Consider the following 15229-nt stretch of genomic DNA (forward strand, 5'->3'; position numbering starts at 1 on the left):
CCGTGACCGACACCCTGGCGACCGGCACCGCCCGGCCCGACCGGTCGCGCACCGGCCGGCGACGGGAGCGGGTGGGTCCCGGCGGCGACCCGATGGCGCCGGAGCCGGCGGAGCCGCCGACCCGGGAGGGCGACACCGACGTGGTGCTGGACTGCGGCTGGGGCCGGCTCGTCTTCGGGCAGACCTTCGCCGACCAGGCCGCCGTCGCCGCCGTGCTGCGCTCGGAGGCCGCCGGCTCCCGGGACATCTGCATCTACCTGCGCGACCCACACGTGCTGGTGTCCCGGCTGCCCGACGAGCTGTTCATCGATCCGTCGCTGACCTACCGGCTGCCGCTCGGCGGCGACCGGCCGACCGGCGACGGCGAGGTGCCGGGGCTGGCCATCCGCCCGCTGGCCGACGCCGCCGACGCGGACGCGGTGAACCGGATCTACGCCCGCAACGGCATGGTCACCGCCCCGGTGGACGTGCTCGTCGCCAACGCGCGCACCGACCGGTTCCTGCACCTGGTCGCCGAGGACGCCACCGGCGAGGTCGTCGGCACCATCACCGGCGTCGACCACGTCGCGGTCTTCGACGACCCGGAGAACGGCGCCAGCCTGTGGTGCCTCACCGTCGACTTCAACACCGCGCCGCCGGGCACCGGCCAGGCGCTGATCACCGCGCTGGCCGCCCGGCTGGTCGAGCGGGGTCGGGCGTACGTGGACCTGTCCGTGCTCGCCGAGAACGCCGGGGCGATCCGGCTCTACGAGCGGCTCGGCTTCTACCGCACGTCGACGCTCTGCGTGAAGCGGAAGAACCCGATCAACGAGCGCCTGTTCCTGCCCGCCACGCCGCAGGGGTACGACCAGCTCAACCCGTACGCGAAGATCGTCGCCGACGAGGCGATGCGGCGCGGCATCCGGGTGGAGGTCACCGACCCGGCCTGGGGTGAGCTGCGGCTGAGCAGCGGCGGACGGACCGTGCTGACCCGCGAGTCGCTGTCGGAGCTGACCTCGGCGGTGGCGATGAGCCGCTGCGACGACAAGCGGGTGACCCGCCGCATCCTCGCCGAGGCGGGGCTGTCCGTGCCGCGCGGCCGGACCGCCACCGGCGACGACGGCGACGCCGCCTTCCTCGCCGAGGTCGGCCGGGCGGTGGTGAAGCCGGCGCGGGGCGAGCAGGGCAACGGCATCACGGTGGGCGTACGCACCGCCGAGGCGCTGGCCGCCGCCGTCGAGCTGGCCGCCCGCTTCTGCCCGGACGTGCTGATCGAGGAGATGCGCGCCGGCGAGGACCTGCGGGTCGTCGTCATCGACCACGAGGTGGTGGCCGCCGCGGTCCGGCGCCCCGCCTCGATCACCGGTGACGGGGTGCACGACATCGCCGAGCTGATCGAGCGGCAGAGCCGCCGCCGGGCCGCCGCCACCGGTGGCGAGTCCCGGATCCCGCTCGACGACATGACCCGCGACGTGCTGGCCGAGGCAGGCCACGAGCTGCGCGACGTGCTGCCCGAGGGGCAGGTGCTGGCCGTACGCCGGACCGCGAACCTGCACACCGGCGGCACCATCCACGACGTCACCGCAATGCTGCACCCGTCGATCGCCGAGGCGTGCGTGGCGGCGAGCCGGGCCCTGGACATCCCGGTCACCGGGCTGGACCTGCTGGTCGGCGCCCCGGACCGCCCGGAGCACGTCTTCATCGAGGCCAACGAGCGGCCCGGCCTGGCCAACCACGAGCCGCAGCCGACCGCCGAGCGCTTCGTGGACCTGCTCTTCCCGGGCACCCGCGCGCCGCAGCGGCTCTGGACCCCGGCCGGCCCGGGAGGTGCGGCGTGAGCCCGAGGCCCCTGGAGATCGACCTGGACTACCTGCGTCAGGTGCTGGTGGAGCTGCTGGAGATCCCGAGCCCGTCGGGGCGCACGGACCACGTGCAGCAGTACGTCGGCGAGCGGCTCTCCGCGCTCGGCATCCCCTCCACGCTGACCCGGCGCGGCGCGCTGAGCGCCTGCCTGCCCGGCCCCCGCGCGACCGGCGCCGACCGGGCGATCGTGGTGCACACCGACACCATCGGCGGCATGGTCAAGCGGCTGAAGGAGAACGGCCGGCTGGAGCTGAAGACGATCGGTACGCACAGCGCCCGGTTCGCCGAGGGCGCGCACGTGCGGATCTTCACCGACGACCTGGAGCGGGTGATCACCGGCCAGGTGCTGCCGCTGAAGGCCAGCGGCCACCGCTACAACGACGACGTGGACCTTCAGGGCGTCGGCTGGCAGCACGTCGAGGTACGGGTCGACGAGCCGGTCGAGGACATCGCCGGGCTGCGTGCCCTCGGCATCGACGCGGGCGACTTCGTGGCGTTCCTGCCGAACCCGACGATCACCCCCAGCGGGTACGTCAAGTCCCGGCACCTGGACGACAAGGCCGGCGTGGCCGCCGTCCTGACCGCCCTCAAGGCGATGGTCGACGCCGGCGTACGCCCGGCGGTCACCGCGCACCTGCTGGTCACCGTGACCGAGGAGATCGGGCACGGGGCGTCGCACGGGCTCGACCCGGACGTGGCGGAGATCGTGTCGGTGGACGCGGCGGTGGTGGCGCCCGGCCAGCAGTCCCGCGAGGACGCGGCCACCCTGGCCATGGGCGACGGCGTGGGCCCGTTCGACTACCACCTGACCCGGAACCTGGCCTCGATCGCCGCCGAGCACGGGGTGGACCTGGTCCGCGACGTCTTCGAGTACTACCGTTCGGACGTGGCGGCGGCCGTGGAGGCCGGCGCGCACGCCCGGGTGGCGCTGCTCGGTTTCGGCGTGGACGCCACCCACGGCCACGAGCGCACCCACCTGGAGGGCCTGCGCCAGCTCACCCAGTTGCTCTGCCTGTATCTCCAGAGCGACCTGGTCTTCCCCGAGTGGGACGCCGAGCCGGAGGGCGACCTGGCCGACTTCCCGTCGCTGGCCGTTCAGCCGGCGAGCGAGGAGGGCCCGCGCGAGGGGCCGATCGGCATCGCCGAGAACGTCTGAGCGCCGGCCCGCCATTCCCCGACCTCGTGTGATCGAAATCCGTTGCCCGGGGCGCGAGGGGTGGATAGCGTGGCGGTACACGGGAAAGGAGGTGGTCCAGACTTGTATAGCAATCGGACTCGTGAGGTGGCTGTCCGCTAGCCGCTGTCCTCGACAGTGAAAACCACGTCCGCCGCGAGGCGGGCATGCACGATCGTCGAGACCGTGTGGCAGCGGTGCGGCGAAACCACGACAGCCACCCGACCCCCGGGGTGCCGGCCCAGTCCAGCCGGCCCGCGCGCGAGCGCGGAAGCCCCGGGGGTCGACCCTTTCCGCGGCCGGGTGGCCGACGCAGCCGGAGGTCACCGTGTCGATGCGCGAGCTGGTGGTGCTCGGGACGGCCAGCCAGGCCCCCACCCGGCAGCGCAACCACAACGGGTACGTGCTGCGCTGGGACGACGAGGTGATCCTCTTCGACCCGGGCGAGGGCAGCCAGCGGCAGCTCCTGCACACCACGGTCACGGCCACGGACCTGACCCGGATCTGCGTCACCCACTTCCACGGCGACCACTGCCTCGGCCTGCCCGGCACCATCCAGCGGCTCTCCCTGGACCGGGTGCCGCACCCGGTGGCGGTGCACTTCCCGGCCGGCGGCGCGGAATACTTCGCGCGCCTGCGGCACGCCTCCAGCTTCCACGAGACCGCCGAGCTGCGCGTCGAGCCGATCGAGACCGACGGGCAGCGCATCGCGCTGGGCGTCGGCACGCTGGAGGCCCGCCGGCTGCGGCACCCGATCGAGACGTACGGCTACCGGCTCGTCGAGCCCGACGGCTGCCGGATGCTGCCGGAGCGGCTGTCCGCGTACGGCATCGCCGGGCCGGCGGTCGGGGAGCTGATCCGCGTCGGCCACCTCGACCTCGACGGGCGTCGCGTCACCCGCGAGGAGGTGAGCGTGCCCCGGCCCGGGCAGCGCTTCGCCTTCGTCATGGACACCGGCCTCTGCGACGGGGTGTACGCCCTCGCCGAGCACGCCGACCTGCTGGTCATCGAGTCGACGTTCCTCGACTCGGAGGCCGCGCTCGCCGCCGAGGTCGGCCACCTCACGGCGGGGCAGGCCGCGCGGGTGGCGGCCGAGTCGGGCGTACGCCGGCTCGTGCTGACCCACTTCTCCCAGCGGTACGCCGACCCGGCCCGCTTCGCCGACGAGGCCCGCGCGCACTTCGACGGCGACCTGGTGATCGCCGAGGACCTGACGACCGTGCAGGTCCCGCCCCGGCGGGTAGCCTCGGCCGGGTGACGGTCACCCTGCGCCCCGCCACCGTCGACGACCTGCTGACGGTGGGTGCGCTGCACCAGCGTTCCCGGGTCGCCGCCTACTCGGCCTTCCTGCCGGCGCGGGCGCTGGCCGAGCCGACGCCCGAGGCGATGGGCGCCTACTGGACCGAGCGCTGGACGTGGGAGCGCGACGAGCACCGGATGACCGTGGCCGAGCGCGACGGCCGACTGGTCGGGTTCAGCTACCTCGGCCCGGACGACGAGGGCGACCCGGCGACCGGCCTGCTCAACGCCATCCACCTCGAACCCGCCGAGCGCGGGCGCGGCACCGGCCGCGCCCTGATGGTCGACGCGCTGGACGCCATGCGCGTACGCGGCTGGTCCCGCGCGGTGCTCTGGGTGCTGCGGGACAACGCGCACGCCCGGGCCTTCTACGAGCGCGGCGGTTGGACCCTCACCGGCACCGAACGCGACGAACACATCGGCCCGGCGGTCGTGCCCCAGCTCCGGTACGCCCGCCCGTTGTGAAGAACGCCCCCTGCCGCGCGCACCAGGCGTCGACAGGGGGCGTTCCTCAAGCGGTCAGCGCGCGCCGAGGTGGGCCAGCAGGTCCTGGCGGGTGAGCACACCCTTGGGCTTGCCGTCGACCAGCACCAGGGCGGCGTCGGACTTCTCCAGCAGGCCGACCGCCTCGCTCACCGGCTGCCCGCCACCGATCATCGGCAGCGGCTCGGCCATGTGCCGCTCGATGGTGTCGTGCAGGTGCGCCTGGCCGGTGAAGAGCGCGTCGAGCAGGTCCTTCTCGGCGATCGAGCCGGCCACCTCGCCGGTGACCACCGGGGGCTCGGCCTTGAGCACCGGCAGCTGCGAGACGCCGTACTCGCGCATGTAGTCGATCGCGTCCCGGACCGTCTCGGTCGGGTGCACGTGCACCAGCTCGGGCAGGCCGCCCGGCTTGCCGGCGAGCGCGTCGGCCACCGTCGGCTCCGTGCCGGAGTTGTCCAGGAAGCCGTAGCGGGCCATCCAGCCGTCGTTGAAGATCTTGGACAGGTAGCCCTTGCCGCTGTCCGGCAGCAGCACCACGACCACGTCGTCCGGGCCCGCCTTGCGGGCCACCTCGAGGGCGGCCACCACGGCCATCCCGCAGGAGCCGCCGACCAGCAGCCCCTCCTCGCGCGCCAGCCGACGGGTCATCTCGAAGGACGCCTTGTCGGAGACCTCGATGATCTCGTCGGCGACACCCCGGTCGTACGTCTCCGGCCAGAAGTCCTCGCCGACGCCCTCGACCAGGTAGGGCCGGCCGGTGCCGCCGGAGTAGACGGAGCCCTCCGGGTCGGCGCCGACGACCTGCACCCGGCCCTCCGAGGCCTCCTTCAGGTAGCGCCCGATGCCGGAGATGGTGCCGCCGGTGCCGACGCCCGCCACGAAGTGGGTGATCTCGCCCCCGGTCTGCTCCCACAGCTCGGGCCCCGTGGTCTCGTAGTGCGAGCGCGGGTTGGCCGGGTTGCTGTACTGGTTGGGCTTCCAGGCGCCGGGGATCTCCCGGGCCAGGCGGTCCGAGACGTTGTAGTAGGAGCGCGGGTCCTCCGGGGCCACGGCGGTCGGGCAGACCACCACCTCGGCGCCGTACGCCCGCAGCACGTCCTGCTTGTCCTGGCTGACCTTGTCGGGGCAGACGAAGACGCACTTGTAGCCCCGCAGCTGCGCCACCAGCGCCAGACCGACGCCGGTGTTGCCGCTGGTCGGCTCGACGATCGTGCCACCCGGCTGGAGGAGGCCCGCCTTCTCCGCGTCCTCCACCATCCGCAGGGCGATCCGGTCCTTCACCGAGCCGCCCGGGTTGAGGTACTCCACCTTCGCCAGGACGGTGGCCTGGATCCCGGCCGTGACGTTGCGCAGCCGTACCAGCGGGGTGTTGCCGATCAGCTCGACGACGTTGTCGTAGTACCGCACCTCGTTGTGCCCTTCTCCTCCGGCGCCGCCGGCGGCGGCCGGGCAGACGTCTTCTCGACGCCCCAGGGTACGTGGGTTCAGGACGCCACGTGTCCGGGGATCACCGAGCTGCGCCGGGCCTCCCACTCCAGGAACCGCTCGGTCTCGGCCAGCACGCTGCCGGCCAGCCAGGTCACCATGACCGCGTCGTCGGCCAGCCCGAAGATCGCCAGCGGGATCTCCGGAAGCAGGTCGATCGGCGAGACGATGTACGCCGTCGCCGCGGTCATCAGGGCCAGCCGCAGGCCGCCGTCGTACTCCCCCCGGGTGGTCGCCCGGATCATCCGGGGCAGCGCGCCCAACCGCGCCCCGAGCGACGGCCCGCCCCGCGACCCGGCCGCGAGGGCCCGGGCCAGCGCGCTGAACGCCGCGGTGCGCTTCAATGTCTTCCCCATGTTCGGCCCCTCTCCATGTGCCAGGATGACGCGTCGGCGCAACCGCCCCCGGTCACCCGTACAGGTACCCAGGACCGCCGAGTTCCAGGCACCCACGAGCCGACACGACGACAGCGGCGTGTCGTGCCGGCGCGATAATGTCGCTGTATGGGGGTCGCTGGTTCCGTCGTCCCGGTTGGTCCGCGCTGGCAGCGCGCCCGGCAGGTCGCCCGCCTCGCGGCGATCGGCACGGGTGCCACCGCGGCGGCCGCGGTCGCGACCGGCGGTGTGCTCCTCGGGCAGGCCCGCCAGGCCCGCCGCACGATCCCGATGGCGGAGGCGCCGCCGCCGCGCTGCGACGGCGTCTACGGCGCGAAGCTGCCCGGCCCGCCGGTCACGGTCGTCGTGCTGGGCGACTCGTCGGCCGCCGGCTACGGCGTGCACCGCCGCCGGGAGACGCCCGGCGCCCTGCTCGCCACCGGCCTGTCCCGCCGCCTGCAACGCCCCGTCCGGCTGCACCGCTTCGCCGTGGTCGGCGCCATCTCGGCCGTGCTGCGCCACCAGGTGGAGGCGGCCCTGGAGTGCCGGCCCGACGTCGCGGTGATCCTGATCGGCGGCAACGACGTGACCAACCGCACGCCGCTCGGCCTGGCGGTGCGCTACCTGGTCGAGGCGGTCCGCACGCTGCGCGCCGCCGGCTGCGAGGTGGTCGTCGGCACCTGCCCCGACCTGGGCGCCATCCAGCCGATCCGGCCGCCGCTGCGCTGGCTGGCCCGCCGCTGGAGCCGACAGCTCGCCGCCGCCCAGACGGTCGCCGTGGTCGAAGCCGGCGGCTGGACGGTCTCCCTCGGCGACCTGCTCGGGCCCCGGTTCGCGGCCGAGCCGACCCGGATGTTCGCCTGGGACCGGTTCCATCCCTCGGCGGAGGGCTACGCCGTGGCCGCCGCCGCGCTGCTGCCGACCGTGCTCTCCGCGCTCGGCGCGGGGCAGGAACGGCGTCCGACCCTCCTGCGGGGCGAGGGCGTACGGTCGCTGCCGCAGGCCGCGCAGGAGGCGGCCCGCCACGCGGGCACCGAGGTCAGCGGCACCCGGGTCCGGGGGCGCGAGCGCGGCCCCGCCGGCCGGTGGGCGCAGCTGCGCCGACGGGCCTTCTTCGGTGTCGGCGCGGTGCCGCAGCCCAGCCCCGCCGCCGACTCACCCACACTGGAGGGACTGGCATGAGCGAGCGCTTCATCCCCTCGGGGCTCGCCAACCGACTGGGCCGGGCGGCGACGCTCAGCCTCATCGCCGGCACGGTCGGCGGCGCCGCCGTCCTGGCCGGGCAGGCCTTCGCTGCCCGGCACCGCCGGTACGCCCAGCCGGAGCTGGCGCTCGCCCTGCGCGCCACGGTCGGGCGCGCCGACGCACCGCCGCTGCGGCTGGTGCTGCTCGGCGACTCGTCCGCCCTCGGCGTCGGGGTCGGCCGCCTCGACGAGACCATCGGCGGGCAGCTGGCCAACCTGCTCGCCGAGGGCCCGAACGGCCGCCGGGTGCACCTGTCCAGCGTCGGCGTCTCGGGCTCCCGCTCGACGGACCTGGCCACCCAGGTGGCCCGGGCGCTGCTCGGCGAGCGTCCCGACGTGGCGGTGATCCTGATCGGGGCCAACGACGCCACCACCCTGCGTCGCCCGGTGGAGGCCGCCGCCTACCTCGGGGCGGCCGTGCACCGGCTGCGCGAGGCCCGGGTCGAGGTCGTCGTCGGCACGTGCCCCGACCTGGGCGCCGTACGCGCGATCGCCCCGCCGCTGCGCAACGTGGTCGGCTGGTCGGGGCGGCGGGTGGCTCGCGCCCAGACGGCGGCGGTGCTCGACGCCGGCGGCACCGTCGTCGACCTGGCCACCGAGACCGGGGCGGTGTTCCGGGCCGACGCCGGCACGCTGTGCCACGACGGCTACCACCCCTCCGCCGACGGCTACCGGGTCTGGGCGCACGCCCTGCTCCCGGCCGTCGCCGCCGCCGCGGCGGTCGCCTCCCGGCACTGACCAGCCGCCGCGGGCGTGACATTTCCCGGCCGGTGGGCAGCTTCCACCCGAAGTTACCGACGGGTTAACGTTGGTTCATGCCGACTGAGTCGTCCCGCGACGCCGTCATCGTCGCCACCGCCCGCTCCCCCATCGGCCGGGCGCACAAGGGGTCCCTGCGCGACGTCCGCCCGGACGACCTCGCCGCGACCATCGTGCGGGCCGCCCTGGACAAGGTTCCCCAGCTCGACCCGACCGAGATCGACGACCTCTACCTGGGGTGCGGTCTGCCCGGCGGCGAGCAGGGCTTCAACATGGCCCGGGTGGTCGCCACCCTGATGGGCCTGGACACGCTGCCCGGCGCGACGCTCACCCGCTACTGCGCGTCCTCGTTGCAGACGACCCGGATGGCGATGCACGCGATCCGGGCCGGCGAGGGCGACGTGTTCGTCTCCGCCGGCGTGGAGACCGTCTCCCGGTACGCCCGCGGCAGCTCCGACGGGCTGCCGAAGGAGGCGCAGGCGCTGGTCGGCGGCGGTTGGGAGAACCCGCGCTTCGCCGCCGCCGCCGAGCGTTCCCAGGCCCGCACCCAGGGTGGGGCCCCCGTCTGGACCGACCCGCGCGAGGCCGGCGAACTGCCGGACATCTACCTGACCATGGGTCAGACCGCCGAGAACCTGGCCCAGGTGTACGACGTGAGCCGCGCCGACATGGACGAGTTCGGCGTACGCAGCCAGAACCTCGCCGAGAAGGCGATCGCCGACGGCTTCTGGGCCCGGGAGATCACCCCGGTCACCACGCCGGACGGCACGGTGGTCGGCACCGACGACGGGCCGCGTGCCGGGGTCACCCTGGAGGCGGTGTCCGGGCTGAAGCCGGTGTTCCGCCCCGACGGCCGCGTCACCGCCGGCAACTGCTGCCCGCTCAACGACGGCGCCGCCGCCGTGGTGATCATGAGCGCCCAGCGGGCCCGGGACCTCGGGATCACGCCGCTGGCCCGGATCGTCTCCACCGGCGTGACCGCCCTCTCGCCGGAGATCATGGGCCTCGGCCCGGTCGAGGCCACCCGGCAGGCGCTCAAGCGGGCCGGCATGACCATCGACGACGTCGACCTGGTGGAGATCAACGAGGCGTTCGCGGCGCAGGTGATCCCCTCCTACCGCCAGCTCGACATCCCGCTGGAGAAGCTGAACGTCATGGGCGGCGCGATCGCCGTCGGCCACCCGTTCGGCATGACCGGCGCCCGCATCACGGGCACCCTGCTCAACGCCCTGGACTGGCACGACAAGACGATCGGCCTGGAGACCATGTGCGTCGGCGGCGGCCAGGGCATGGCCATGATCGTCGAGCGCCTGAGCTGAACGCCCTGGGTCGCGCGCCCGAGCTGAGCGCCCTGGTCGACGCGCGCCCGAGCTGAGCGCCCTGAGCCCGGAGTCCTGAGCCCGGACGAGAGGGCCGGCCCTTGTCGGGGCCGGCCCTCGTCGTCAGGGTCCCCGTTGGACTATTGACAAGCAGGGTGGCCGGCCTGCACTGCCCCGGCCAGGCGCGCCCCGGCCCGGGCGGGCCTCGCCGTCGGGGCCGCAGCCCCCGATCGGCCACACGCGGATCGCGCTAGAGAATTCCGCGGGTCGCCGTCACCTCGGCGGCGGCCCGCGCCAGCACCTCCGGCGGCGGGGCGGCGGCGACCAGGTCGGCGGCCACCACCCGGAGCTGGTCGGGCAGCGCCAGGTCGTTGTCGAGCCGGGGCACCGTCCGCCGGGGCCCGCCCTCCGCGTCGGCGACCCGGTTGGCGATCTCCTGCACCAGCCGGTGCACGAGATCGGCGCGGGACACGTTGCCACCGGCGGCCGTGGCCGCCCAGCGGGGCTGCTGCCAGTGCCCGACCTGACGGACCAGCAACTCCACCGCCCGCCCCAACTCCCCCACGCTCACCCCGCCGAGTCTACGGACCACCCACCCCCACCCCAGCCGTCCCACCCAGCCCCAGCCCCGGCCCCGGCCGGCGATCATGAGGTCGGCGGCGGGAATCGCGATCAACTTCGCCGCCAACCTCGTGATCAACGCCCCGGAGAGGCGGGCGGGACCGGGGTGGAACGACGACGGCGCCCGCCCTCGCGGGTGCGGGGGCGGGCGCCGTCGGGCGGGCGGGCGACGGTCAGTCGTCGCCCTGGAAGTAGCTCAGCAGGCGCAGGATCTCGATGTAGAGCCAGACCAGGCTGACCAGGATGCCGAAGGCGGCGACCCAGGAGTAGCGCTGGGGCAGCCCCATCCGGACGCCGTCCTCGACCTCCTTGAAGCTGAGCACGAAGCTCAGCGCGGCGACGACGATGCAGACCAGGCTGAAGCCGATCGCCAGCGGGCTGCCGTCGCGCAGGCCGGTGTTGACGCCGAAGAGCGCGAACACGAGGTTGATCAGCATGACGGCGAAGAGACCCGCCATCACCGCGATCATGCCCTTGACGAACTTCGGGGTCGCCCGGATGACCTTCGCCTTGTAGAGGATGGCCATCACGAAGAAGACACCGAACGTGGCGGTCACCGCCTGGACCACGATGCCGTCGTAGAGCGACTCGAAGAACTTGCTGACCATGCCGACGAAAACGCCCTCGACGACGGCGTACGCGACGACCAGCGCCGGGTTCGCCATCCGGGAGAACGAGATGATCAGGCCCAGGACCAGGCCGACCACCGCCGCGCCGATCCAGGCCGCGCCGAGCAGCGCGTCCGGCACCAGCACCCAGGCGGCCGCGGCGGAGATGCCGAGGATGCCCAGGAGCGTGACGGTCTTGACCACCACGTCGTCGATCGACATGGTGTTGACGGTCGGCGGGGCCGCCGGGTAGCCGGCCTCCGTCGGGTACTGCTGTGGATAGCCGGGCTGTCCGTACGGCCCGGTCGGGGCGTACCCGGCGGAGCGCTCCCGCTCGGCCGCCTGGCCGAGCCGGGCGAGCACCGGGTTCGAAGTCTTCACTGTCAGGCCTCCCTCAGGGGGTCGTTGCACGTGAACGTGCACCCACAAGAGTAAACGCCCAGGGCAGTCCCGTGGAGATCGCCAAGCTGAGCGGAAGCTGAGAGTGGGCGTGCCCGGGGCGGGGGTCGAACCCGCACGCCTTGCGGCAGCCGCTTTTAAGGCGGCCGTGTCTGCCGTTCCACCACCCGGGCGGGTGACACCGCGCGGGTCGACACGCGTGGTGCAGTGTCACGTTAGCGGGTCGGCGGCGGCCCGGCGTACCCCGGCGTCCGGGTCGCACTAGGGTCGAGACCGTGAGCAGCACAGCCCCCACGGCCCCCGACGCCGTCCCTGACCAGGCTGTCGTCGCCACCGACCGCCCCGCCCGCCGGCTCCGGCCGGCACGCCTGCTGGCCGCCGTCCGCCGTCGCCGGACGGACGTCACCGTCGCACTGATCTTCGTGGCGCTGGCCGGGTGGCTCACCCACGGGCTCTGGCCCGACCCGGCGGCCCGGGTCCTCGCGCTCAACCCGGAGGACCAGGCCCTCTACGAGTGGTTCCTCGCCGTCGACTCGCGGGCGCTGCTCGGCGACTTCGACCTGCTCACCGGGCGGCTCAACGCGCCCGACGGGGTCAACCTGATGACCAACACCACGGTCATCGCGCTCGGCGTGCTCTTCGCCCCGGTGACCCTGCTGCTGGGCGCACCGGTCACCTTCGCCCTGCTGGCCCTGGCTAACCTGGCCGGCACCGCGATCGCCTGGTACCTGCTCTTCACCCGGGTCCTGCGCGCCCACCGGCTCGCCGCCGCGCTCGGGGCGGTGCTGTGCGGCTTCGGCCCGGGGATGGTCTCGCAGACCAACAGCCACCTGCACATGACGGCGCAGTGGCTGGTTCCGGTGATCGTCTGGCTCGTGGTCCGCCTGCTGCGCGCCGCCGACCCGGCGGGCGGCGTCGACGGGCCGGACCGCCGGCGGATGGTCAGCTCGGCCGTCGGCCTGGCGGCGGCGGTCACGGCGCAGGTCTTCGTCGGCGAGGAGGTGCTCTTCCTCTGCGCGGTCACGCTGCTGGTGATGGCGGTCGCCTACGCGGTGGCGGACCGGAACCTGGCCCGCCGCGCCCTGCCCGGCTTCGCCGGCGGGATGGCGCTCGCCACCGGGCTCGCCCTGCTCGTACTGGCCTGGCCGCTCTGGTTCCAGTTCGCCGGCCCGCAGGGCGTCGCGGACGGCATGTTCAGCCCGCACTACTTCTCCGCGGACCTGCGCAGCTGGTGGACGATCTCGCCGCTGTCCGTCGCGGGTGACGACGACGCCGCCCGGCTGACCACGGGACCGGCCGAGTACAACACGTTCCTCGGGCTGCCCCTGCTGCTGGTCGCCGCCGCCTGCGCGCTCTGGCTGGGCCGTCGCCCCCTGGTCGTCGCGTGCGTGGCCGGCACGCTGGTGACGGGGGCACTGTCGCTCGGCCCCCGGGTGGTCGTCGACGGCGAACGCACCGCCGTGCCGGGCCCGTACGCCCTGCTCTCGGGACTGCCCGTGGTGGACGGTGCGCTACCGATGCGGTTCGCCCTCGCGGTGCTGCCGCTGGTCGCCACCCTGCTGGTGCTGGCGGTCGACCGGGCGCTGCGCGGCGCCGGGCTGGCCCGCCGCCTGGTGCCGGTGGCGGTGGGCGTGGCGTTGCTGCCGCTGCTGCCCACCCCGCTGCCCACGGCCGCGCGCCCGCCGCTGCCCGACTTCGTCACCGGCGGGCACTGGCGCCAGTGCGTCGAGCCGGGCGGGGTGCTGGTGCCGGTGCCGCTCGCCACGCCCAAACAGCCGTGGCCGATGCGCTGGGCGACCGCCGCCGACGCGGCGTTCGGCATGCCGGAGGGCTTCTTCATCGGCCCGTACGGCCGGGGCGGCACGGCGGCGATGGGCACCTACCCGCGGCCCACCTCGGCGCTGCTGGCCGAAGTGGGCAGGCGCGGCGGGCAGCCGGTCGTCGACGACGGACAGCGCCGGCAGGCCGCTGAGGACGCGGACTTCTGGGGCGCCTCCTGCGTGGCCCTGGCCGTCGACACCCCGCACGCCGACAGCCTCCGCGGCACGCTGGAGCAGCTCTACGGGCCGGCGACCCGGATTGCCGACGCCTGGACCTGGCGCGTCTGACCTCGCGCCGGGCGCGCGGCCGCCACGCCCGTCGACCGGCCGCACGGCACGCGACGGCCCCTTCGCCCGGGCCGGCCGGACGTACGCGAAAGGCCCCTCCGCCCGGGGCGGAAGGGCCTTCGCGTGACGCGGTCAGCGCCGGCCGGCGCCGACCGGCTGGGAGGCCTCGGCGAACTCCTCGCGCGGATCGTGCAGCTGCCCCAGGGCGACCACCTCACGCTTGAGGAAGAACGCCAGGGTCCAGTCCACCACGACGCGGACCTTGCGGTTCAACGACGGGATCCGGCTCATGTGGTACGTCCGGTGCATGAACCACGCCGGCCAGCCGGTCATCTTGATCCCATACACCTGGGCCACGCCCTTGTGCAGGCCGAGGCTCGCGACGCTGCCGGCGTGCTTGTGCTTGTACTCCACCGGCTCCCGGCCGCGTACGACGTTGACGATGTTGTCGGCCATCCGGGCGGCCTGACGGACGGCGTGCTGGGCGCTCGGCGAGCAGTAGTTGCCGGGCTCCTTGGTCAGGTCCGGCACGGCCGCGCAGTCACCGGCGCTCCACGCGCCCTCGACCACCCGGTCGCCGTCGACCACCTGGAGAGTCGGCAGGCACGTGACCCGACGCCGCTCGTCGCGGGGGAAGTCCGTCGCGTCCAGCATCGGCGACGGCTTCACGCCGGCCGTCCAGACGATGGTGTCGGAGCGGAAGCTGTCGCCGTCGGAGAGCTTCACGACCCCGTCGACGCAGGACTCGAGGCGGGTGTCCAGCCTGATGTCCATGTTCCGCTTGAGCAGCTGCTGCACCGTGTAGGCGCCCATGTCCCGATCCACCTCGGGCAGCACCCGCTGGGTCGCCTCGACCAGCACCCAGCGCATGTCCTCCGGCTTCAGCTCCGGGTAGTACTTCAGCGCGTCCCGGGCCATGTCCTCCATCTCGGCGAGCGCCTCGATGCCGGCGTACCCGCCGCCGACGAAGGTGAAGGTCAGCGCGGAGCGACGCACGGCCGGGTCGGGGGTGGCGGCGGCCACGTCGAGCCGGTCCAGCACGTGGTTGCGCAGGTAGATGGCCTCGCCGATGGTCTTGAAGCCGATGCCGTGCTCGTGCAGGCCGGGGATCGGCAGCGTCCGGGACACCGAGCCGGGGGCGACGACGACGTGGTCGTACGGGATCTCCCGGGTGGGGCCGCTGATGGGCTGCACCACGGCGGTCTTGCGGTCGTGGTCGATCCGCGTCACCGCGCCCGCCACCACCTTGCACCGCCGCAACTCCCGCCGCAGCGGCACCACGGAGTGCCGGGGCGAGATGTTGCCGGCCGCCGCCTCGGGCAGGAACGGCTGGTAGGTCATGTGGGGCTGAGGGTCCACCACGACGACCTCAGCCTCACGGGAGCTGAGCTTCTTCGACAGGCGCAGTGCCGCGTAGAGACCGACGTGCCCGGCACCCACCACAAGGATCCGCTTCGGGTTCACGTCATCTATCTTTCCCGGCGCGGCGCGGCTAATCCCGCCCGCGCCCCTTC

12 protein-coding genes, 1 tRNA gene and 1 pseudogene are annotated in these 15229 nt (G+C 74.1%); 8 read left to right on the forward strand and 6 right to left on the reverse strand.

The genetic code is table 11. The features are described 5' to 3' along the window. Positions 1-2 precede the first annotated feature (2 nt). The 4 genes from ngg to AC5L34_RS08985 all read left to right on the forward strand — a co-directional run bounded on the left by ngg (position 3) and on the right by AC5L34_RS08985 (position 4780). The gene (ngg, locus tag AC5L34_RS08970; RefSeq protein WP_441174339.1) at positions 3-1817 is read left to right on the forward strand and encodes an N-acetylglutaminylglutamine synthetase; all 1815 of its coding nucleotides are present in this window, start codon (positions 3-5) and stop codon (positions 1815-1817) included. Continuing rightward, positions 1814-2998, forward strand: a complete 1185-nt coding sequence (locus AC5L34_RS08975) for an osmoprotectant NAGGN system M42 family peptidase (RefSeq protein WP_441174340.1) — start codon at positions 1814-1816, stop codon at positions 2996-2998. Before ngg ends, AC5L34_RS08975 begins: the two co-directional genes overlap by 4 nt. Before the next feature lie 346 nt (positions 2999-3344). After that, the gene (locus AC5L34_RS08980) at positions 3345-4274 is read left to right on the forward strand and encodes a ribonuclease Z (protein ID WP_441174341.1); all 930 of its coding nucleotides are present in this window, start codon (positions 3345-3347) and stop codon (positions 4272-4274) included. Further along, positions 4271-4780 carry a GNAT family N-acetyltransferase gene (locus tag AC5L34_RS08985; protein WP_441174342.1) on the forward strand — a complete coding sequence of 170 codons (510 nt, stop codon included), beginning with the start codon at positions 4271-4273 and terminating at the stop codon, positions 4778-4780. The genes AC5L34_RS08980 and AC5L34_RS08985 overlap by 4 nt, the downstream gene beginning before the upstream one ends. Before the next feature lie 54 nt (positions 4781-4834). On the opposite strand, the gene AC5L34_RS08990 is transcribed toward AC5L34_RS08985, so the two are convergent. After that, on the reverse strand, positions 4835-6205 hold the full coding sequence (locus AC5L34_RS08990; protein ID WP_441174343.1) for a cystathionine beta-synthase: 1371 nt from the start codon (positions 6203-6205) through the stop codon (positions 4835-4837). 77 nt (positions 6206-6282) lie between these two features. Then, positions 6283-6639 (reverse strand): YkvA family protein, encoded by a 357-nt coding sequence (locus AC5L34_RS08995; RefSeq protein ID WP_441174344.1) that lies wholly within the window; start codon positions 6637-6639, stop codon positions 6283-6285. 147 nt (positions 6640-6786) lie between these two features. Here AC5L34_RS08995 and AC5L34_RS09000 point away from each other — a divergent pair. The 3 genes and pseudogenes from AC5L34_RS09000 to AC5L34_RS09010 form a co-directional block, all read left to right on the forward strand. Then, a pseudogene (locus tag AC5L34_RS09000) lies at positions 6787-7847 on the forward strand (SGNH/GDSL hydrolase family protein); the annotation flags it as partial. After that, a complete protein-coding gene (locus AC5L34_RS09005) occupies positions 7836-8639 on the forward strand; it encodes an SGNH/GDSL hydrolase family protein (protein ID WP_101414210.1) in 804 nt (267 codons plus the stop codon). The pseudogene AC5L34_RS09000 and the gene AC5L34_RS09005, both read left to right, overlap by 12 nt. Before the next feature lie 77 nt (positions 8640-8716). Then, the gene (locus tag AC5L34_RS09010; RefSeq protein ID WP_441174345.1) at positions 8717-9979 is read left to right on the forward strand and encodes an acetyl-CoA C-acetyltransferase; all 1263 of its coding nucleotides are present in this window, start codon (positions 8717-8719) and stop codon (positions 9977-9979) included. Positions 9980-10229: 250 nt separating this feature from the next. Here the strand turns inward: AC5L34_RS09010 and AC5L34_RS09015 are convergent, their stop codons facing one another. The 3 genes from AC5L34_RS09015 to AC5L34_RS09025 all read right to left on the reverse strand — a co-directional run bounded on the left by AC5L34_RS09015 (position 10230) and on the right by AC5L34_RS09025 (position 11780). Next, complete coding sequence (locus tag AC5L34_RS09015) at positions 10230-10550, reverse strand: hypothetical protein (protein WP_441174346.1); 321 nt, start codon at positions 10548-10550, stop codon at positions 10230-10232. A 223-nt stretch (positions 10551-10773) separates the two neighbouring features. Then, the gene (locus AC5L34_RS09020) at positions 10774-11589 is read right to left on the reverse strand and encodes a Bax inhibitor-1/YccA family protein (protein WP_363893701.1); all 816 of its coding nucleotides are present in this window, start codon (positions 11587-11589) and stop codon (positions 10774-10776) included. A 110-nt stretch (positions 11590-11699) separates the two neighbouring features. Beyond that, positions 11700-11780, reverse strand: a tRNA-Leu gene (locus AC5L34_RS09025). Between the two features lie 102 nt (positions 11781-11882). Here AC5L34_RS09025 and AC5L34_RS09030 point away from each other — a divergent pair. Next, positions 11883-13715, forward strand: coding sequence for a DUF6311 domain-containing protein (locus AC5L34_RS09030; RefSeq protein ID WP_441174347.1), 1833 nt, complete (start codon positions 11883-11885; stop codon positions 13713-13715). A 132-nt stretch (positions 13716-13847) separates the two neighbouring features. Here the strand turns inward: AC5L34_RS09030 and AC5L34_RS09035 are convergent, their stop codons facing one another. Continuing rightward, entirely contained in the window at positions 13848-15179 is a 1332-nt protein-coding gene (locus AC5L34_RS09035; RefSeq protein ID WP_441174348.1) for an NAD(P)/FAD-dependent oxidoreductase, read from the reverse strand. Between the last annotated feature and the right edge of the window lie 50 nt (positions 15180-15229).

The sequence above is a fragment of the Micromonospora sp. ZG13 genome (assembly GCF_059359355.1).

What these genes read in the sequence shown, in the direction of transcription:
- AC5L34_RS08995 (WP_441174344.1), bottom strand. Translation starts at nt 6,639, where the DNA reads ATGGGGAAGACATTGAAGCGCACCGCGGCGTTCAGCGCGCTGGCCCGG.
- AC5L34_RS09005 (WP_101414210.1), top strand. Translation starts at nt 7,836, where the DNA reads ATGAGCGAGCGCTTCATCCCCTCGGGGCTCGCCAACCGACTGGGCCGG.
- AC5L34_RS09010 (WP_441174345.1), top strand. Translation starts at nt 8,717, where the DNA reads ATGCCGACTGAGTCGTCCCGCGACGCCGTCATCGTCGCCACCGCCCGC.